This window comes from Roseovarius sp. W115 (genome assembly GCF_032842945.2).
Lineage (GTDB): Bacteria > Pseudomonadota > Alphaproteobacteria > Rhodobacterales > Rhodobacteraceae > Roseovarius > Roseovarius rhodophyticola.
The window spans coordinates 592,567-611,530 of the sequence record NZ_CP146606.1 but is presented as its reverse complement, the minus strand read 5'-3'; the positions used below and the strand labels follow the sequence as shown (position 1 = coordinate 611,530).

The 18,964-nt window shown below is 55.7% G+C and carries 23 protein-coding genes and 1 tRNA gene; 12 read left to right on the top strand and 12 right to left on the bottom strand.

Annotated elements, in window-relative coordinates; translation table 11 throughout:
- Positions 1-10 precede the first annotated feature (10 nt).
- From RZS32_RS03090 to RZS32_RS03070, 5 genes are all read left to right on the top strand, one after another.
- Positions 11-1,945 (top strand): AAA family ATPase, encoded by a 1,935-nt coding sequence (locus tag RZS32_RS03090; protein WP_317055567.1) that lies wholly within the window; start codon positions 11-13, stop codon positions 1,943-1,945.
- A 21-nt stretch (positions 1,946-1,966) separates the two neighbouring features.
- Positions 1,967-2,488, top strand: a complete 522-nt coding sequence (locus tag RZS32_RS03085; RefSeq protein WP_339106803.1) for a hypothetical protein — start codon at positions 1,967-1,969, stop codon at positions 2,486-2,488.
- A gap of 165 nt (positions 2,489-2,653) precedes the next feature.
- Positions 2,654-4,054: a DUF6638 family protein gene (locus RZS32_RS03080; RefSeq protein ID WP_317055565.1), complete on the top strand. Its 1,401-nt coding sequence runs from the start codon at positions 2,654-2,656 to the stop codon at positions 4,052-4,054.
- A gap of 6 nt (positions 4,055-4,060) precedes the next feature.
- Entirely contained in the window at positions 4,061-4,327 is a 267-nt protein-coding gene (locus RZS32_RS03075) for a hypothetical protein (protein WP_317055564.1), read from the top strand.
- A 12-nt stretch (positions 4,328-4,339) separates the two neighbouring features.
- A complete protein-coding gene (locus RZS32_RS03070; protein WP_317055563.1) occupies positions 4,340-4,996 on the top strand; it encodes a DUF1523 family protein in 657 nt (218 codons plus the stop codon).
- A 44-nt stretch (positions 4,997-5,040) separates the two neighbouring features.
- Here the strand turns inward: RZS32_RS03070 and RZS32_RS03065 are convergent, their stop codons facing one another.
- On the bottom strand, positions 5,041-5,949 hold the full coding sequence (locus RZS32_RS03065) for a hypothetical protein (protein ID WP_317055562.1): 909 nt from the start codon (positions 5,947-5,949) through the stop codon (positions 5,041-5,043).
- A gap of 496 nt (positions 5,950-6,445) precedes the next feature.
- Between RZS32_RS03065 and RZS32_RS03060 the strand changes: the two genes are divergently transcribed.
- Positions 6,446-6,604 carry a methyltransferase domain-containing protein gene (locus tag RZS32_RS03060; RefSeq protein WP_317055561.1) on the top strand — a complete coding sequence of 53 codons (159 nt, stop codon included), beginning with the start codon at positions 6,446-6,448 and terminating at the stop codon, positions 6,602-6,604.
- Here RZS32_RS03060 and RZS32_RS03055 read toward each other — a convergent pair.
- From RZS32_RS03055 to RZS32_RS03030, 6 genes are all read right to left on the bottom strand, one after another.
- Positions 6,601-7,386 (bottom strand): pyrroline-5-carboxylate reductase, encoded by a 786-nt coding sequence (locus RZS32_RS03055; protein WP_317055560.1) that lies wholly within the window; start codon positions 7,384-7,386, stop codon positions 6,601-6,603. The genes RZS32_RS03060 and RZS32_RS03055 overlap by 4 nt on opposite strands.
- Positions 7,387-7,389: 3 nt before the next feature.
- Positions 7,390-8,406 carry a proline racemase family protein gene (locus tag RZS32_RS03050; protein ID WP_317055559.1) on the bottom strand — a complete coding sequence of 339 codons (1,017 nt, stop codon included), beginning with the start codon at positions 8,404-8,406 and terminating at the stop codon, positions 7,390-7,392.
- Between the two features lie 21 nt (positions 8,407-8,427).
- The gene (locus RZS32_RS03045; protein ID WP_317055558.1) at positions 8,428-9,678 is read right to left on the bottom strand and encodes an FAD-dependent oxidoreductase; all 1,251 of its coding nucleotides are present in this window, start codon (positions 9,676-9,678) and stop codon (positions 8,428-8,430) included.
- Between the two features lie 79 nt (positions 9,679-9,757).
- Positions 9,758-10,648: a dihydrodipicolinate synthase family protein gene (locus RZS32_RS03040; protein WP_317055557.1), complete on the bottom strand. Its 891-nt coding sequence runs from the start codon at positions 10,646-10,648 to the stop codon at positions 9,758-9,760.
- Positions 10,649-10,699: 51 nt separating this feature from the next.
- Positions 10,700-11,950: an NAD(P)/FAD-dependent oxidoreductase gene (locus tag RZS32_RS03035; RefSeq protein ID WP_317055556.1), complete on the bottom strand. Its 1,251-nt coding sequence runs from the start codon at positions 11,948-11,950 to the stop codon at positions 10,700-10,702.
- 31 nt (positions 11,951-11,981) lie between these two features.
- On the bottom strand, positions 11,982-12,689 hold the full coding sequence (locus tag RZS32_RS03030) for an SDR family oxidoreductase (RefSeq protein ID WP_317055555.1): 708 nt from the start codon (positions 12,687-12,689) through the stop codon (positions 11,982-11,984).
- Between the two features lie 104 nt (positions 12,690-12,793).
- Between RZS32_RS03030 and gcvA the strand changes: the two genes are divergently transcribed.
- Positions 12,794-13,666 (top strand): transcriptional regulator GcvA, encoded by an 873-nt coding sequence (gene gcvA, locus RZS32_RS03025; RefSeq protein WP_317055554.1) that lies wholly within the window; start codon positions 12,794-12,796, stop codon positions 13,664-13,666.
- A gap of 305 nt (positions 13,667-13,971) precedes the next feature.
- On the opposite strand, the gene RZS32_RS03020 is transcribed toward gcvA, so the two are convergent.
- A complete protein-coding gene (locus tag RZS32_RS03020) occupies positions 13,972-14,148 on the bottom strand; it encodes a hypothetical protein (RefSeq protein ID WP_317055553.1) in 177 nt (58 codons plus the stop codon).
- 44 nt (positions 14,149-14,192) lie between these two features.
- Between RZS32_RS03020 and RZS32_RS03015 the strand changes: the two genes are divergently transcribed.
- Complete coding sequence (locus RZS32_RS03015) at positions 14,193-14,555, top strand: hypothetical protein (protein WP_317055552.1); 363 nt, start codon at positions 14,193-14,195, stop codon at positions 14,553-14,555.
- A 347-nt stretch (positions 14,556-14,902) separates the two neighbouring features.
- Here RZS32_RS03015 and RZS32_RS03010 read toward each other — a convergent pair.
- Positions 14,903-14,986 (bottom strand) — tRNA-Tyr (locus tag RZS32_RS03010).
- 129 nt (positions 14,987-15,115) lie between these two features.
- Between RZS32_RS03010 and rlmB the strand changes: the two genes are divergently transcribed.
- The 3 genes from rlmB to RZS32_RS02995 all read left to right on the top strand — a co-directional run bounded on the left by rlmB (position 15,116) and on the right by RZS32_RS02995 (position 16,920).
- The gene (rlmB, locus tag RZS32_RS03005) at positions 15,116-15,916 is read left to right on the top strand and encodes a 23S rRNA (guanosine(2251)-2'-O)-methyltransferase RlmB (RefSeq protein ID WP_317055551.1); all 801 of its coding nucleotides are present in this window, start codon (positions 15,116-15,118) and stop codon (positions 15,914-15,916) included.
- On the top strand, positions 15,916-16,242 hold the full coding sequence (locus RZS32_RS03000) for a hypothetical protein (protein ID WP_317055550.1): 327 nt from the start codon (positions 15,916-15,918) through the stop codon (positions 16,240-16,242). The genes rlmB and RZS32_RS03000 overlap by 1 nt, the downstream gene beginning before the upstream one ends.
- Before the next feature lie 204 nt (positions 16,243-16,446).
- Positions 16,447-16,920 (top strand): CoA-binding protein, encoded by a 474-nt coding sequence (locus RZS32_RS02995; RefSeq protein WP_317055549.1) that lies wholly within the window; start codon positions 16,447-16,449, stop codon positions 16,918-16,920.
- A gap of 57 nt (positions 16,921-16,977) precedes the next feature.
- On the opposite strand, the gene RZS32_RS02990 is transcribed toward RZS32_RS02995, so the two are convergent.
- Genes RZS32_RS02990 through hisF form a run of 3 tightly spaced genes read right to left on the bottom strand, consistent with a single transcriptional unit; the run spans position 16,978 to position 18,337 of the window.
- Positions 16,978-17,268 carry a Dabb family protein gene (locus tag RZS32_RS02990; RefSeq protein WP_317055548.1) on the bottom strand — a complete coding sequence of 97 codons (291 nt, stop codon included), beginning with the start codon at positions 17,266-17,268 and terminating at the stop codon, positions 16,978-16,980.
- A complete protein-coding gene (locus tag RZS32_RS02985; RefSeq protein ID WP_317055547.1) occupies positions 17,265-17,576 on the bottom strand; it encodes a phosphoribosyl-ATP diphosphatase in 312 nt (103 codons plus the stop codon). Before RZS32_RS02985 ends, RZS32_RS02990 begins: the two co-directional genes overlap by 4 nt.
- Positions 17,573-18,337 (bottom strand): imidazole glycerol phosphate synthase subunit HisF, encoded by a 765-nt coding sequence (gene hisF / locus RZS32_RS02980; protein ID WP_317055546.1) that lies wholly within the window; start codon positions 18,335-18,337, stop codon positions 17,573-17,575. The genes RZS32_RS02985 and hisF overlap by 4 nt, the downstream gene beginning before the upstream one ends.
- A 100-nt stretch (positions 18,338-18,437) precedes the next feature.
- On the opposite strand from hisF, the gene RZS32_RS02975 reads away from it, so the two are divergent.
- Positions 18,438-18,893: a DUF302 domain-containing protein gene (locus tag RZS32_RS02975; RefSeq protein WP_317055545.1), complete on the top strand. Its 456-nt coding sequence runs from the start codon at positions 18,438-18,440 to the stop codon at positions 18,891-18,893.
- Positions 18,894-18,964 lie beyond the last annotated feature (71 nt).

The window sequence follows — 18,964 nt, the reverse complement described above, 5'->3', positions numbered from 1 at the left end:
GGTTTCTTAGATGAGTTTGACGGCCGACACGATGGAGTTGCGGGAAGAGGATATCGCCAAGCACTACGAGGCGGCCTCCGCGATGCTGGCGGGGTTCGATCACACCCCCCGGATCGCCAAACCGGTTGAGGCCGAGGCGCAGGAGACATCATCCGGCCTTGGCACGCGCCGACGCTTTCGCAGCACCACGCCGGGTCTGGTCACGCGCTCCACCGCGCGGCCCGAGGGTGTTCAGCTTGTGGCGCGCATCGAGGGCGCGGATGAGGGCGACCCGTTGGTCAGCCCGCTTCAGGCTACGGTTTTGCACGGGCTGCGCCGGGCACTGGCCATTGCTTTGGCCGTGGGAGAGCAGTTTGCCGAGGCCACCGGGCTGGCCGATTTGCGCCGTGCCAATCTGGCGGGGTCTTTGGCCGAGGCGCGCAAGACGGAGTTTACCGAGCTTTTGGGGGCAGAGGCGCTGGCCGTTGGCCATGTCTTTGCCAATGCGACCGCGTTTCTCATGGGCCCTCATGGCTCGGAGGTGAGCGTCGAAGTGGGTGAGGTCGAGGAGGTTCTGACCGACAATTCCCTGCTGGCCCTGCATGGGGCGCTTTGGGAGCTGGATCAGGACATCGCAGCGCATGCCAGTGATGACGCGCGTCTGGTGGCCACGGTGGCGGCCTTTGCCGAGCAGCTGATGGAGAAAATCACCCTGCGCGCCCAAAATGCCGGGCGGCTGGAGGCCTTCACCGGGGCAAGCTGGCGTGTGGAGGAAGATGACTTCACCATCCGCGGCTTTGAGGCCGCGGCCAAGGGCAAATCCACCACGCTCACCATGACGTTCAAGAAACCGCATGAGGTGGTGGGCAACCATATCGCCAAGTATCAGGCGCTGAAGCTCTCGAAGATGCTGATGGCCTATGATTTCGACAGGCGGCTGAACCCCTTTGCCGAGCTGGGGGGCTTCATCTTTACTTTCATGGGCGATGGCAAACCCGGCACCGGGAAAACCACACTCATTCAGATGATGGCGGGGCTCATCAATGAGTATTGCCAGAACGCAGGATACGCCTTTCGCTATCAGAACCTCAGCACAGACAGCATCGACAGTTATCAGGGCAAGTCAGCGCAAAATGCCAAAGCGTTTATCAACAACGTGCTGGATCCCGGCGTGATCGGCTTTGGCACGATTGACGATATCGACCAGTTGGCAGGCAAGCGCGGCGACCGGCAGTCAAGCGCAGGCCAGCTGGAGATCACCGCCGTGCTGATGGAGAGCTTTGCGGGGGCCAATACCGTAGTGCGCGGCAACTGCACCTTTGGAATGTTCTCGAACTACCCCGAGAATGTGGATGACGCCCTGCGCCAACGCGCCGGGGCACGGTTTCTCGTGGACGGCCCGCAAACACGCGAGGATTACATCGACATTCTTTACCTTCTGATGGGCAAAAACCACGACATCCCGCTGGGCGAGCATGAGGTCTATGCCGCGCAGGAAATCAAAAAGGCCGTCGCGGCGAGTTTCGAAAGCCACAGCCGCCCTCATGAGGAGGGGCTTTTGAAGGTCTATGACCGGGTCTCAAAAGACATCGGCGCGCTGGATACGATTGCCAAACTCGGCACGTATTTGAAGGGCATTCAGGAGGCCGATGAGCGCTTTACCGGACGGGCGATCAAGAACATCACCGACGCGGTCAAGGTGCGGGCCATGGACTTTGAGCTGCCCGATGAATGGATGGAAAAGCCCGATCTGTTTCTCTTCAAGGATTACGACACCAAGAGAGACATGATCGAAGAGCTGCGCCAGCCCATCACCATCGAAATGGTCATCCAGGAAATCAACCGCTACGCGGACAGCGAATTCCGCTATGCCGACAAATCGGACGAGGTGGCGATTGACAATGCGGTGCGCGAGATGGGCCGTATGGAAGAGGCTAAGCGGCGGTATCTGGAGGGGAAGGGGTGAGCGTATGATCATCGACAGACCTTGGCCTGTCGCCGTGATGTCCGGGGCACTTTTGATCGCATTGGCCTTCTGGGCGGCAACTGTCTTCGAAGGCTCTGGCCTGCTAAGCACCACACCCCCGCAACCGAGGCCAACCCAAACCCACAACCAGACACGGATGAGACCACCATCCTCGCCCTTTACCAATCCGCGTTCACGGCCTGGGCCGCGCTGATCCTTTTGATCCCGGCCTATGCCTATTACCTCTCGCAAGGCGCAAATCGTGGCTGGCTGGCCTTCTGGACGGTCTCTTACCTGGCCTATCTGGTGCATCTCTATGTCTCCGCCTTTCTCTTTTTTGGCGGTGATTTTGCCTGGATGACCAGTTCCTCGCGCGTGAGTGCCTTTTGGCCCGGTATGCTTTTGATCCCATGGTGGGGGTGGAAATTGCACTGGCCTTCAAAGGTCTTGAGGCCAGATGGGTGCGCATCCAACGCGGGATTTTGCATCTGGGCACTTTCGTGCTGTTCTTTGGCGGCTCAGCAATCAAGGGCGAGACGATGACGATCAAAGCGCTGGGCGTGGCTTTGGCCTTGGTTGCGCTGATGGCCGTGATCAAAGGTGTACGTCTGCGCCGCGCACAGGAAGCGACATGATCTGCCCCGACGTGATACCGACGCAATACCGATGTGATACCGACGTTGTTTTTTGCCCGAAAGGAAGCCTGACTTGCACCGCCTGATCCAATCCGGCCTGATGTTTGGCAATTTGGTCCACGTGGCCAGCCCCGCGCTTGTTGAGCGCTACAACCGCGCGCTCAAATCGCTGACGGGTAAGACCACCGAATTGACAGACTTCTACATCGACATCTCCGGCTACTCCCCCGAGATCGGGCACGAGCTTGGTGATGACCTTTATCTCAACCATGCAGGCGTCAACCGGCAGTTCATCCTGCTGACGACGGACCAGAAGAGCGCGCCTTTGCTCAACGCCAAATTTTCCACTGCGCGGGGCATCCTGCGGCAGTTCATCGAGGAGAACGAGTCCGCGCTTTTTGCCCTCACCGCCCGCGATGCGGTCGCCGGGGAGCTGGTGAATTCGGTCTATGACATGTCCTCGCCCGCGCGGCTTTTTGATATCCGCAAGATCACGGTCGAGGCCGACACCACCAACGGCGCGCTGGGGCAGGCGGATGAGCTGGCCGAGAAGGTGGACCGGTTCATATCTGAGGAGGATGCGTGGTTCGACGACGTGCTGATTGCCGATATGATCGAATTGGCGGACCAGACAGGCAACGTGCTGCGCAATCCTATTGATCTCAAGCAGATGAGCTTTGAGCAGCGCAACTATTGGACCGACCATTTTGGCGGGGTGTATCTCTTTCAGGATCTTGATCTGCCCGCGGTGATCTGCGCCACGGATCGCGCTCAGTTTGCGGACAGCCCGATTGAGTATGTCTTTGACCTGACGAACAGAAATCGCATTGCCGGGTTTCTGGAACTCAACGGGCTGGTGGAACCTATCGTCAAGGCGCGCGGTATCGACGCCGGTGCGATCTTGCGCCAGAAGATGGATTTCATTCTGGTTGACGCGCTTGCAGGTGAGGGGATTGACCTTGCCGGGCGCTCCCCGTCAGAGATGCGTCGGCTGGCGCGCCGTTACGCCAGCCACCTGCCGCGCGAATTCCATACACTGAACGCGTTGCTCAACTGGGCCGAAAATGGCGGGCCGTGGCCTGTCATAAGCTCAGATGACCCGGCCTTTTTCTACACCCTGCGCGCGGCAGAACATAAAGACGCCGATCTGGTGAACATGCTTTTGAGCGAGCTGGCCCCCAAAGACATCCGACAGCTTTTCATCTGCCACAAGATACTCTTTTACCGGCACTACGCCAGCTGGCCGGATGCCAAGAGGGACTATGTGGTCGATCTTTTGGTGAATGAATATCAGGTGGACAAGCTCGGCACGCGCGAGGCGCTCTTTGGGCATGAGGCGCCGATGGAAGAGCCTGAGCTGGCAAAACCTGTGGACGTTGTGGATCGTGTGGGCCCCTGGGGCGCGGTGCGCCGCCGCCCGGCACGCCGGACGCGCAACACACAATCCGGAATTCGGGACCAGGATAGGAGGTAACGCGATATGGCAGCACTTGCACGGCTTTTGGTGATCGGCTTTGTCGTCTGCACCATCATTTACATTTGCCTTTCGTTCTATTCTCGGGCGGTGCGGCGCGGCAAGCTCAAGGAATGGTGGGAAGAAGAAGGACGGCCCGGCGATCTGGATGCCTATATCGAAAAGGGGCTGGAGGAATATGACGGTTCTTTGCGGCGCAAGCTCATCTGGGGTGTGTATGTTGTGCCGTTCAGTATCGTCGCGGCAATCATTTATTTCACCAATTTCCATTAAGAGGGTGACGGTATGGTCTATGTGAAATGGGTTTTCTGGGTGGTTTTCTGGCTCTTCTGGGCCGCGTTTTTTCACTACACGCTGCCGCAAACGGATATTGCGCGCGTCACCGACACTTATGAAAAACGCATCGATTTCGGGGAGAATTCGATCTTCTGGGCAAGCCCGGACGTGGGCAATGACGGCACGCTGGCCAACCGAGACGTGTTCTTCATTCAGACCGTCCGCGCCAATGGGTCGACCATGGTCTATCGCAATGAGGACACCGGCTGGAGCTGGCCGCCCTATTTCAAGTTTGACACCTCAAACCTGCAAGCAGAGGCCGCAGATCAGAAATCGACCGCAGATGCCCCCAAATGGGTCGCGATCAAGCACTATGGCTGGCGCAATGAGTTTCTCTCGATTTTTCCCAATGCGGTTGGTGTCAGCCCGGTCTCAGGCCCCGATGCGCCCAAGGGCGTGCCTTGGGTGAACATCATCATTCTGGTGCTGTTTGGGCTGGTGGTGCTCGGCGCCTGGCGGCTTTGGCGTCGGTTTCGCGCAAAGCGGATTGATCCCGTGGTTGACAGCATCGAGTCCGGTTTTGACGCGGCGGGTGACGCCGTAAACGATGGCCGCGGCCGCATGCGCCGCTGGCTCGACACCTGGAAGCCGAAACACAAACGCTAAAACGTTGCGCGATCATCTGCGAGCCAGGTTTATCGCGAAGCTCTTTAAAGCGAATTTGCCGCCATGGTTACGAAATGCGCGATCTCATTTTGCTCACGCGCACGCAAGCGGTCCCTCACCCAATCGGGCAATGCCAAACGATTTGAAGGGTTTGGAAGATGGCTCGTCACCTGCTCTCGCAATTGTTTGACCAATGCAGGGCGCTTGGTTTCTGAACCCATCGCGATATGGCGCAGCGCTTCAATTTGCGCGGCATCCAATGTGTCCTCTGGTGGGGCAGGGGAAAAGACAAAACTGTGAGCTTGAACACCGAGATCCCTCAGCAAGGTCCGCATGTATGTCTCCGCACCCAGACGGATCCGTTCATACGCCCGTATTGTGATGCGCAAGTCTGAGTGCAGGGACGATAAACGCTCGCGTAGCCCATCAAAATCAACCGAGTCAAAGGCAACAGAACAGCAAAACCCGTCAATGTCGAGATTGGTTAGCCCCAGCCGAATGGCCTCTGAGTAAAGGCTGGTGAGGTATGTTTCGGGGTTTCGCGAATAAACCAAAATGCGGCTTTTGCGCAGGGGAAAGCCGCGCACGATGTGCCGAAAGCAAGTATGCGCGCGGGGGTAGAACGCCGGATCGTCGAGACCCATGGCCAAGGCTTCGTGCATTGCTGGGCCAAGGCCATAATCGTTTGAAAACAGGACTTTCTTGGCCCCAGCCGCGCGTGCCGCATCGGCCACGGAATGATTTGTGTCGACCAAAGCTTCGATCTCGGGTGTCGGCTTTTCCGGATGAGACAGCCGGTAAACGACACGTCGATGGCGCAGGACCGCCTTTGGCATTTCAGCATTGACGTAAAACACGCCTTGTGCGCGTAGCGCTTCAAGATTGTGGGTCAGTGTGTCTTGCACATACGGCGTCGCCGTCTGGTGCACACCCAGATGAAAGATATATTGCATGGACCTGCTCGGTGCCGTTTTTGTTTATTATTAGCTACATAGTGTAGCGAACTTCCGGCAATCACGCAAGATTTGTGAATGGTCTCAAGACTCATTGCTTTGGAGCTGCACCAAATACTATTTATCCATATGCTGGGAGTGAAGATGATGGAGGTCGCAGTCATTGTCGAACTGGTCTCTGCCAAATTTCTCCGGAAGCAGGGAATTCACAGGGAATATCTGCGGATTCGACCTGAATTCAGCCATTTTGGGTAGATCTAGCCCTGATTACCCACACGGTTTCAGCAAGTTGCAGGCCAATTCCCTGTTATTCAAGTAACAGGGAATATCAGCCGTTCGAACAGGGATTGTGCAATCAACTACAGGGAAGATTATTGAAGTAACAGGGACAGCGTCCGATCACCGAAACTCTGGCGTGCTCAGCTCTGTCAAACCAGTATTTTCTTCAAGTTTGCAGTCTGGGAGATCAGCACATAGTACCGTAACAGCGTGGCCGTTGGCAGCCACAGGCAAGAACATTGGCGTTGATCTCAGTGAGGACATGCTGAAGGCCGGAAAAGACCGCTGCCAGGGGCACGAGAACGTGGAGTTCGCAGCGGGTGTAGCGGATAACCTCCCGGTTTCAGACGGCACCGCCGACAAGGCCGTAGGCTAATCCTGGGAATAGTGGTTTTTGCGAATTCGTTCCGCAACGCTTTGGCATGCATGTGACAAAGCATTTTCCCCGCCCTCGTCGACAAAACGCCGAAACATCTGATCGTTCAGACCACCAGGAGTCGTATGGCGCAGGCGGAATTCTTCATAGCTTTCATCCGGTGATTGGAATGCCGTATTTGCAAGGCCAAGAAGCATAGTGCTGAGATAAGCCCGAGCTCCTCTATAGTCTGTGCCCTGAGTGCAAAGCCACTGGGCTGCGCACTCTGCAAAACCAAAGTAGAGCCCCATCATGCCGCTTGCGACAGCGAAGGAGTCAAACTCTTCGATTGTGTTTGCCGGAATGGCAGTTCCCAGTTCTTGGAAAAGACCCATTGCGGCGTCGAGTGGAGGGAATACAGCCGTGACGCCGGTCAAGTCTGCGACTGACGGCAAAGGGATGGCTCGACAAATGATTGCATCGTGACGCGTCCACTCTTGCAGCTGCGCAATAGGGATCGTGGCGATCAAGCTGACAATCTTTTGTTCAGGGGAAAACTCGAGCGGCACAAGTACATGTTCAGCGTCTTGCGGAAGCACCGCTAAGAACAACAAGTCGGCAGCGTTGACAATATCTGCGTTGTTTTCACAAATGCGAATTTTGTCCGAAGCCTTTGCCAACCGCTTCGAAACACTCTTAGTCCTCGCTGACACAACAATCTCATCAACGGGGTAGTCGGCCTTGAGCATTCCCAAAATGATTGCCTCGGTGATAACGCCTGTGCCGATAAAGCCAAACCTCATTTTCTATCCGCCCCACGTATCAGAAAGAATGAAACCAGTTGGAAAAGGGTCACTGGGATCAAGCCCAATTTGAGAAATACCATAGATCCAACATTGCCCTTCTATCCGGACCCGGCTACCAGGAAATTGTCCGACTTGTGTCGCGCCCAGCAATTCGGCCTGAAACTCGCCGTCAATAATTGAACGAGTTGTGAGTGTATCGCCGGAGCGCATTTCTCCCTTTGAATGCAATAACGCCACTGTTGAATTGGTTCCCGTCCCACAAGGCGACCGATCGGCTCGCGCGGGTTTCAAAGTGGTGCAAGTGCGTATCGCCCCGTCTTCTTCAATGGATCGAAACATGACGTAAGCCAGCCCGTGAATTGCTGGAAATTCAGGGTGAAAAATCTTGGTCTTTGCCGCGATGATATCCCGCAACTCAACGCCTTTTTCCGCCAATAGCCGCGCGTTCTTAGGGGCGATCGACAGCCCGATCTGATCGACATCGACGAGCGCATAAAACACGCCGCCAAAGCAAAGATCATAGGTCACTGTACCCCAAAGCGGCGTTTCAACGGTTCCATCCGGTAGCGCTACGAATGATGCAGGCATGTCGAGACTAACGCCGACCACTTTACCATCCTTGCAGGTTGCTGTCGCGCACACGAGGCCGGATGCTGTATCGAGTGTGACCAGGGTTTCTGGCTCGATTATCTCCATCATCCCTGTTTCTAAAATAGCCGTGACGGCACACATGGAATTTGATCCGGACATGGCATGGGCCTGATCGGTCTGTAGGATGATCATGCCAAAATTTGCATCTGGATGGCATGCTGGGGTGATCAGAACAAAAGAATGGTTCGCAGCGCCGCGTGGTTCCGAGCAAAGCCACCGGCGCAGGCTGTCATCAACATCGTTAATATGTGCCAGTTTGGCAGACATGGTGTCACCGGGGATGTCGAGAACGCCGCCGGTAATGACCCGTCCGACCTCACCAGCGCAGTGAACATCCACAGTTTGAAGGGTGCGTTTCCAGTGCATGATTTTCTCCGTTAGGCCCGGTCAAAACCGATCAACTCTATATGGTTCCAGGTCGATTGCGGGTTTCACGCCGGTGACCAGATCGCTCATCAGACGGGCGCAAGTCGCAGCATGGGTCAAACCCAGATGACCATGACCTGTGGCATAGAACACACCCGCTGTTTTCACAGAGGCTGACATTACTGGAATTGTATCGGGAAAGGCGGGCCGATGTCCCATCCACTCAGCAAATTCTTGAACTTCAAGTTTTGGTAGTGCTTCGCGTGCACGATGCACGGTGACCTTTGAACGTCGATAGTCGGGTGGCGCGTCAAGACCGGCCATTTCGACCGTACCGCCAACACGAATGCCGCCTGCAGTCGGACTGACCATAAAAGCCTTTGCTGGCCAAATAATCGAATGGGTCAGTTCGATTCCTGGCGCCATGATCTGCGTATGATACCCACGCTCTGTTTCCAGCGGCATAGGTTCGTTTAACAATTTGGATAGGCGGGCAGTAAAGGCTCCAGCAGACAGGATCACCTGATCGGCGTAAACGATTTCGCCATCGCCAAGTAATACGCCATTGATCCGGTCGCTGCGTTCAAATCCAGTCACTTCTGCCGTGCGGAATGTGCCGCCCAACCCGCGAAACCCCTGAAACAAACCGAGGACAAGCTTGTGTGGATCAGCCACAGTTCGGTTGTCGGGTAGAAGTATTGCCTTGGAGATGTTGTGAGTAACTTCAGGCTCCATTGCACGAAGCGCATTTGCATCCAGAACCTCATAGTCAAAACCAAACCGATCCAGCATTTCTATGCGTTCCCGGTCAGCTTCGTATTCTTGGTCATTGGCATAAAGAGAAAGGCACCCGGCTGTCGAAATATGCTCTGTCATGTCGAGTTCGGCCAACAGAGCTCTGGTGTCCTCCAATGACCGTTCGCAAAGGGCTGCACCTGCGGCCTCCAAACGCTGCACGACCGACGGACGACTGGCGGCGAGAAAGCGCACGAACCATGGGATTAAACGGGGCATGTAAGTTGGGCTGACACGGATCGGACCCTTTGGATTAACCAGCCAGCCGGGGATTTGTTTCCAGGTAGAGGCACGCGCAACAGGCATAAACTCGGTCACGGCGACCGAGCCCATGTTTCCATAAGAAGCTCCGTTACCCGGCGCGTCCCGATCCACAAGCGTCACGCTATGGCCGCGTTTTTGCAACTCGTACGCAATAGCTGTTCCGATCACACCGGCGCCTACCACGATCGTTTTTTGAGGTTTGCTTGAATCCATTAAAGGTTCTTGCCATTTGGTTTAGCTTGAAGCGATCCTCATGACACCGCAGGGACCGTGTGCACCACCCTTAATAGGATTACCCGTTCAGGAGTGGTTCCATCGCGGTGCGCAGCTCGGCTTTCTCTGTTTCAGTAAGCGGTCCCAGCGGTGCGCGGCACTCGCCAACGGGCAAGCCCTGAAGTTCGCAGCCATACTTGATTTTTTGCACAAACTTGCCGGATTCAAGGATGTTCATAGCGCGATAAAGCGTCTTCATGATCCCTTTCGCTTTGGCCAATTCACCAGCCTTGAACGCACGATCCAGTTCACAACAAGCATTTGCCATACAATTCGACGGGCCACAAATCCAACTGTCCGCACCCCAGAACATGAAATCGAGAGCAATGTCATCCGATCCGGAAATCAGCTGTATTCTACCTTCGTAGCGCGATGAAATGTCGATGGCGCGTTGCAAAACCCCCGAGCTTTCCTTGATGCCAATGACCCTTGGATTGTCCGCAAAGTGATCCAGCAATTCAAAGCTGATATCCGCTCCATCCTTTAGTGGATAAGAATAAAGCACTAGGTTTACGTCTACCTCATCTAAAACTGTCTCATAGTGTTTGATCAGCTCTTCCTGCGTCGGGCGTGTATAGAAAGGCGGAGCCAACAGGACGTTGTCATAACCGATTTCCTTGGCCAATGCGGTTTGCTCGATCACCTCGCGGGTCGCAGGCGCGTTGGTTCCCGCTACAAGGATTTCATCATCATTTGCGTATTCTTTGATAAATTGCAGAACTGCACGTCGCTCCTCAGTCGATTGTGAGAAGTATTCACCGGTTGAGCCGTTGGGAACCCAACCGCTTACCCCAGCCTCGCGGAAATGGGACATCAATTTTTCGAAAGCGTTAAAGTCGATCTTGCCCGTCTCATCAAAAGGCGTCACGAGCGCTGGCATGACGCCAGAGAGTTTTACATTGTAGCTCATTTGAATAATCCTTGGTCCTAGCCGCAGACAAAGTCGGGGCTTTCATATCTTTCAAATCACCGCGCGTTCGACAACCCGTTCGCCTTTGGCGAAACGCTCGTACAGGAAGGGTGACAGATCCATGGAACGAAACTCGCCGTAGATGATCTGTTCGGCCACACCGCGGCCTACAGCTGGTCCCTGTTGTGACCCATGGCCCGAAGACCCGTTGGTGAAGTGAAAATTCGACACTTCATCATGCGGTCCGATAACAACATTATAGTCGAACGTGTTAAAGTCGTAATGCCCGATCCAGAAGTCGATGATCTCGACATCCTTGAACTGCGGGATGCGGTTCGAGATGATCGGATGCACCTTGTCTTCCCAGATGGTTTCCTCGGCCGAGAAGTCATCCACATCTACCGTGGCATCCTCGCCCAGCGGAGGGCAGCCGACAAGATAGTCATCCCCAAACTGGCGGAAATGCACACCTGTCGGGTCGATGGTCAACGGCAGATCACGGTCCAGCGGTTCCTTGGCACGGAAGATGAACGTATAGCGCCGCTTGGATTGGATATCGAGCTTGAGCCCCGCCATATCCGCCACAATGCCAGCGCGGGTGCCTGAGGCATTGACGATCGCACCGGCCTCAATGGTCTCACCCGAGGCAAGGGTCACGTTTGTCACTTTGTTGCCTTCACGTCCAATCGCCGTCACCGCGTTCTGGACGTAGTCAACACCCTTCTCAATCGACTTCTTGATCAGCCATTCAACCATCAGGGGCGCGTTGTAGTAGCCTTCGTTCTCGGTGTTCAGGCTGCCTGCTTCGATGTCGTCCAGCTTGTAAAATGGATAGCTTGCAGCGATCTGATCAGCTGTGACCATTTTGGTGCCAGCTCCGCATTCTTCCTGCACGCTCTGGTCACGTTGCAGAACCTTTGTCAGGTCCGCATTGTCGGACAAGTAAAGATAGCCGAAGTTGCGAATGCTCAGCTCGGGCACCTTAGGGTCGCCGCCCAGATTTTCGCGAAAGTTGCGCACAAAATCTGCCGCGTATTGCCCGATCTTGACGTTGATTGGATTTGCAAACTGCTGACGCATACAGTTGTTGGATGCACCAGTCTGCGCCTTGGAGAATGTCGGATCAGGCTCAACAACCAACACCTTGCCCTTGAAATCCTGATTGGACGCCAGGAACCAAGCCGTACAGGCTCCCATGGTTGCTCCACCGATGATCACGACATCATACCGCCCGTGTTTCGGCTTTGTGGAAAACGCTGGAAGGTTCATCTCCCACGAGGAATCTTTGGAATTCGGTTTCATGATTTGGATTCTCTTTTGACTAAGGCTCGGATCAGACTGAGCGGGTGATACCACCATCAACACGGATGTTCTGACCCGTGATGTAAGCGCCGCCTTCGGACGCAAGGAAGGCCACTGTCGCGGCGATTTCGTCATACGAACGGCCATAGCGGCCCATAGGAATCTTGGCCATGAAATCCGCGTTTTCAGGCAAACTGTCGATGAATCCGGGTAACACATTGTTCATGCGCACATTTTCAGCAGCGTATTTATCAGCAAACAGTTTGCTGTAAGCGGCCAGACCAGCGCGCATGACGCCCGAGGTCGGGAAAACCGGATCGGGTTCGAAAGCAGCGAAGGTCGAGATATTGATGATCGTGCCGGATTTCTGCGCAATCATAATTGGAGCAACTATCCGAGTGGCGCGGACAGCGTTGAGGAAATAGACCTCCATGCCTTCGTGCCAATCTTCATCGCTGATCTCCAAAATCGGTGCGCGCGGACCATGACCCGCCGAATTTACCAGCACATCGATACGGCCCCATTTTTCCATGGCGGCATCAACCAGCGCCTGCAGGTCTTTGCTGGATTTGTTGGTGCCGGTCAGGCCAATACCGCCCAGTTCCTGAGCCAAAGCTTCGCCCTTGCCGGACGAGGACAGGATGGCGATGTTGAAGCCGTCAGCCGCAAGGCGCCGAGCACTGTCAGCCCCCATGCCACTGCCGCCACCCATAATGATTGCTACTTTGTTTTGAGCCATAGTCCGTCTCCCTGCTTATCTGACTGCAACATGATAGCGCTGACGAGTTTTGACTAACCAGTAATTCTGCTATAACGCTGTAGAAAATCTACTGACTCTAAAGCATGCGCAAACTTCCTCCGCTAAACTCTTTGAAAGCCTTTGAAGCCTCCGGTCGTCATCTGAACTTCCGGTTGGCTGCCGATGAATTGGGCGTGACGCAAGGCGCTGTCGCACAACAGGTGCGTGGTTTAGAAGAACTGTTGAAAATCAAACTGTTCGATAGGCAACCGCGCGGCCTGTCCCTTACCGATGAAGGACGCGGCTATCTCCCAGCGATCCGGCGCGCCTTTGACATGATCGGCGAGGCTACAGAACAATTGTCGCCGCAAGACGCTGTTGTAACGATCAGTACGACGCCATCGTTTGCTACACGCTGGCTGGTGCCAAAGCTGGGCAGATTGGCCCAAGATCACCCGGAACTGCGGGTGCGTCTTGACGCATCGAACGCGCTGGCCAACTTCCAAACAGACGGTGTAGATATCGCAATCCGGCAAGGTACGCTGCCTTTCGGTCCTGGCCTGGTGGCGGAAAAACTGTTTTCGGGCGATCTCATCGCCGTGTGTCACCCCGATTTGGCGGCTGGCTCACACCCAATCAAAGTACCTTCTGACCTGGCTCATCACATGCTGTTAGAGGATACACACGGACACTGGCCCTTGTTTTTGGAGGCGTTGACCAAAGACAGTCTAGAGTTTGAGACCAAGTCAATGGCGTTCAGTCAGACTTCGATGGCCATTGATGCGGCGATTGTTGGTCAGGGTGTTGCACTCACCGCTCGGGATTTTGTCATTGAAGACCTTGCCGCGCATCGACTTTGCCAGCCCTTTGAATACTCGATGCCTATGACGGATGGCTACTACCTTGTCGCCCCGCGTAGGCCGCGTAAGCCTGCGCTGGTTGCAATGGTAAATGGATGGCTCTTGGCACAACTATAGATGTCCGTTCGGTGAAAACGCTCGCATCCGATGCTCTGATCGTTACTATGGGCGCAAGGAGGAAACACGAGGGCTGGTCGGAGCTTTCGGAGCGCTACGATGATAGTGGGTTTTCTGGTGGCTCGATGGAGCGACCGCGGCTCAGGCGGGGGGCTGACCCTTACAAAACGCTATTGGTGTTACACCTCCAGGAAATCAGGCACTGAGGATCGCAATGGCGTCGAGCGATTGCCTGCTAAGGAGATCGAGCGGCTCGTATTCAGCAGCCTCGAAAACTGTCTGCACGACAAGACCTGGCTGCCAAATCAGGCAAGACGGGCCGAGGGAAGAGATGCCTCGATCTCCGACATCCTGCAGGCGCGGAGGCGTGGATCACAGAGCTTGCCGAAGACGACAGCGATACCAAATCCCAGAGCCTTTTCGGTTTGATCGACCGGATTGATGCGCACAAGGACTGTCTGTGCATTCGGTTCAATCTGCATGCGTCGTTAGCGCCGGATGAGCCCTGTGTTCCGATACTTGCTGAATGCGAAGTCCCGTTCCAAAACAACGCCAGAACGGTCGGGCAAAGCCGATTGTCATCACACCCAATGATGCTGCGCAACTGGATCCGGAACTCATAGCACTTGTCGCAGATGCCAAACGTTGGGCTCGCGAACTCCTCGATGGGAAAGCAACCTCCATTCAGCAAATCACGGAGCGAGAAGGATTGTGCAGCGGATCTGTCAGCCGAATCCTGCCGCTCGCCTGGCTGGCGCCGGACATCTCGATGGCCATTCTAGAGGGTTGCCAGCCATCAGATCTCAGCGCAAAAACGTTACGGAATCTTCCTGACATGCCGCTGGATTGGGAAAAACAACGCGAGATACTCGGTTTCCCACATCTTTGAAGCTGCACAAAGCACCTCAAGACTTCACACGTACTTACCGCACTGAGACTTTTCTAGAATCCAGCCTGAATTGCGCCAGATCGGAGGCCAAATGAGAGGTCTCTGGCGCTCTGAAGCCTCGCAACTAACGGAAAGATAAACACTATTGCAAGCGCGCTAGGCTTCTGCAGTTTTGGAAAGACTGAGTGGTGGGCGACCTAGGAATCGAACCTAGCGTGCGTCTCCGCGAGGGAACCGCAGGTGGCCCCTGCCAATGGGCCTGTGTGCAAAATCGATCCGGGGGATCGATTGGTTTGAACCCGCGCATCGGTTTTGCGGCAGAGAAACGAGGGTATCGAATTTGGGAGTGGTGGGCGACCTAGGAATCGAACCTAGCGTGCGTCTCCGCGAGGGAGTTACAGTCCCCTGCCACACCTTGCGGCCTGTCGCCCACTGACCCGGGGCCAAAGCCTCAGGCGTGCAGGCGTATTTAGAAGCGGGGCCTTGGCCCGTCAACCCGAAAAAGCTTGCAGCACTGCCCGCGCCAGCCCATTGTCCGCCAGCGTGAAAGGAGCGCATGGATGGCGTCAAAGAAACCTCGTTGGGTGGTCGAAAAAGAGCAGGCCAAGAAGGCTGCTGCGGAGCAAACTGTGTGGCTCTTTGGACTGCACGCGGTGCGGGACGCGCTGTGCAATCCAAGACGTGAGAAAATTCGACTTGTCGTGACGAAAAATGCGGCAGACAAGTTGGCGGATGCCATTGCCCAGGCAGCGTTGGAGCCAGAAATGGCCGATCCGCGCAAGTTCTCAGCTCCACTTGATCCGCAATCGGTGCATCAGGGCGCCGCTCTTGAGGTCAAATCGTTGGATTGGGGGCCTGTTGAAACGCTCTGTCTTGGGGATGGGGTACATCCACCGCGCGTGGTGATGCTCGACCGGGTGACTGATCCGCACAACGTCGGGGCCATCCTTCGGTCTGCAGAGGTGTTTGGGGCTTGTGCGGTGATCGCGCCGCGTCATCATTCGGCCCCCGAAACTGGCGCGCTCGCCAAGACCGCCAGTGGTGCTCTGGAACGTCAGCCTTATGTTCGCGTGCGTAATCTGGCAGATACCATCGGTCAGTTGCAGTCCATGGGCTATATCGTCCTTGGTTTGGCCGGAGAAGCAGATCAGACAATCGAAAACGCGCTTTCAGGACTTTTTGACAGGCCCGTTGCGCTGGTCCTTGGGGCTGAAGGGCCGGGTCTTCGGCAGAAAACCCGTGAAAGCTGCGACAAATTGGTGCGCATCGCGTTTCCGGGCGCTTTTGGCTCTCTCAATGTCTCAAATGCTGCGGCTGTTGCCCTATATGCATCTCAACCTGTTTCGCCAAAGGACATTTGATGGCCCCAAAGATTGCAACCTGCAGCTATTGCGGTACACGTGCCGCATTGGTGTTCGACGAAGGGCTGCATGAACTCACATGTCGGGCTTGTGGAGCACCTTTGCACGAAATGAAATTTATGCCGCAACCCTCTGATAAAGTGGAAAAAAGGCGGCGCGATGCAAAGCCCGACAGGCAAACGTCACGTCGTAGGCCTGTGCCAGAGCACAAGCGGCGTGAATGGCGCGACTGGCCTGCCCGCAAACGCCCAAAACGGCGGCGCAAACCGATTGCAAAGCGGATGCTCGAAGAGCTTTGGGACGTCGTCGAAGATATCTTTGACTGAGCTGGGCAGAATTTTGCCGTCAGTTAACCTTTTGTTCACACGTATTTTACAACCTCTTTTTATTCTGAGGCGGATACCTACATGGTACTCAGAAGCATCGGTATGGAACTTCGATGCTTCACTTCACTGTCCCTCGTTCCGCGACTGGCGCCCGGTTTTCTCCGGGCGCTTTTTTTTGTCGGCGGCACACGCTAGGGTCCGCTCATGAACGAACAGTATTCCGACCGGTATCTCAAAGACATTCTGACTCGCACCAAACGCATCGCAGTGGTTGGGGTGTCCATGAATGAGGTGCGTCCCAGTTTTTACGTAGCACGATATCTCAAGCTCAAAGGGTTTGAGGTGATCCCGGTCAATCCCGGCCATGCCGGCAAGCAAGCCTTTGGTCAGACTGTTGTGGCCAGCTTGGGGGATATTGAGGGCGACGTGGACATGGTCGACATCTTTCGCCGGTCCGAGCATGTGCCGCCGATTGTTGATGAGGCGTTAGAGCTGTTTCCCACCTTGCAAACCATCTGGATGCAGATCGGTGTCTGGCATGAGGAGGTAGCGGAAAAAGCCCGGGCGCGCGGCGTGGACGTTATAATGAACCGCTGCCCCAAGATCGAATATCAACGCCTCTTTGGCGAGTTGCGCATGGGCGGGTTCAACACCGGGGTGATTTCTTCCAAGCTTTGAGCGGGATGGCAGCAGATCGCGCCTGAGTATTTTGGGAACAGCGAATCCCGTGGATGTTCATGCCGAGGTGAAGTCTGCTGCAACACGCATGTCGCGCAGGGGACGTACCAATGCGATGGATTTTTGGTAGAGCGGGTGGGCTTTGTAAGCGTCCAGAGCTGCCTTGTCGGCAAACTCCGCATAGACCACCAGATCCACCTCCATCTCGCTGAGACTGTCGATGCGATGATTGGTGCCAACCTCAAAATGCGCGCAATGTTCGATCTGACCCAGGATTTCCAGCCCTTCGCGAATACGCGGCAGGTCGGTTTTATTCTTGGCGGTGAAAAACACGATGTGGCGGATCATTTTGATCGTGAGGCCTTTTCCGCAAGGCCCGATTGGGATTGGCGCTGTGCAAGCTCCGCCATCACGTCGGCAAGCGCAACATCGCGGCTTTTGAGCATGACAAGAAGATGAAACAAAACATCCGCCGCCTCAGACGTGAGCCGCGCCTGATCACCTTTCACAGCCTCGACAATGGCCTCGATGGCCTCTTCACCAAACTTTTCAGCCACCTTTTCCGGGCCTTTTGCCAGAAGTTTGGCGGTCCAACTGTCCTCAGGTGAGGCGGCGGCGCGTTTCGCAATGATCTGTTCCAGGTCTTCCAGCGTCATGCGCCCAACCTCATCGGGATGCCCGCCGCGGCCATATGTGCCTTGGCTTCGGCGATGGTGAAATCGCCAAAGTGAAAGATCGAGGCGGCCAGTACCGCGGACGCGCCGCCTTTGGTGACGCCTTCGACAAGGTGATCCAGCGTGCCGACACCGCCAGATGCAATCACGGGTATGGTTACCGCATCGGAAATGGCCTTTGTCAGCGGCAGGTTAAACCCCGCGCGCGTGCCGTCGCGGTCCATTGACGTGAGCAATATCTCTCCCGCGCCCTTTTCTTGCACCAGTTCGGCAAACGCCACCGCGTCTATGCCCGTGGGTTTGCGCCCGCCATGGGTGAAAATCTCCCATTTTCCGGGGGATACAGTTTTCGCGTCGATGGCCACGACGATGCATTGCGATCCGAATTGATCTGCGGCCTCGGCCACAACATCTGGATTGGCCACGGCGGCGGAGTTGAAAGACACCTTGTCGGCTCCGGCCAAAAGCAGGTTGCGCACATCCGCAGCGGTGCGCACGCCGCCGCCCACGGTGAGCGGGATATAGCATTGTTCTGCTGTGCGCGTGACCACGTCCATCATCACGCCGCGGTTTTCATGCGTTGCGTGGATGTCGAGAAAACACAACTCATCCGCACCAGCCGCATCATAGGCGCGCGCGGCATCCACCGGGTCGCCCGCATCCCGCAGGTTGACAAAATTCACGCCCTTCACCACGCGGCCATCGGCCACGTCGAGACAAGGTATGATCCGGGTTTTGAGCATCGCACCGCTTATGTAACAAGGTTCACGCGCTTGTTTATGGGCATTTGCGTCGGTTTGCCAGAGAGTTGGCGCAACTTGTATCGATCAAGAGAGGGAAGACATGAAACGACTTCTAATGGCAGCGGGGATAACGCTTATGGCGCAAGGGGCGATGGCAGGCGACAGCGAGATAGTAAAAGTTCAGGCCAGTGGCGATGTGGCCGCGACAATGGATGCGTTGCAAGCGGCCGTGGAAGGGGCCGGGGCTACAGTCTTTGCTCGTGTGGATCACGCAGGCGGAGCGGCCAAGGTTGACTTGGAGCTGTCGGACTCGCAGCTTTTGATCTTTGGCAATCCCAAGCTGGGCACGCCGGCGATGCAGGATGATGCGCTCGCAGGGCTTTACCTTCCGCTTAAGGTGCTTGTGTATCAGGATGGTGATGGCCAGACATGGCTCGCCTACGAAGATCCCGGCAAAATGCTAGGCGCTCTAGAGGGCATTTCAGGTGAGGGCGAGTACATCGCGAAAATGACCGGCGCTTTGGGCAAGCTAACTGGCAAGGCGGCAGGTAACTAAGAACCAAGCGCCCCGGATTGGGTCCGGGGCCATATGTCTTTGCTCCTGATGTCTCAGGTCAAGCTTGGGGC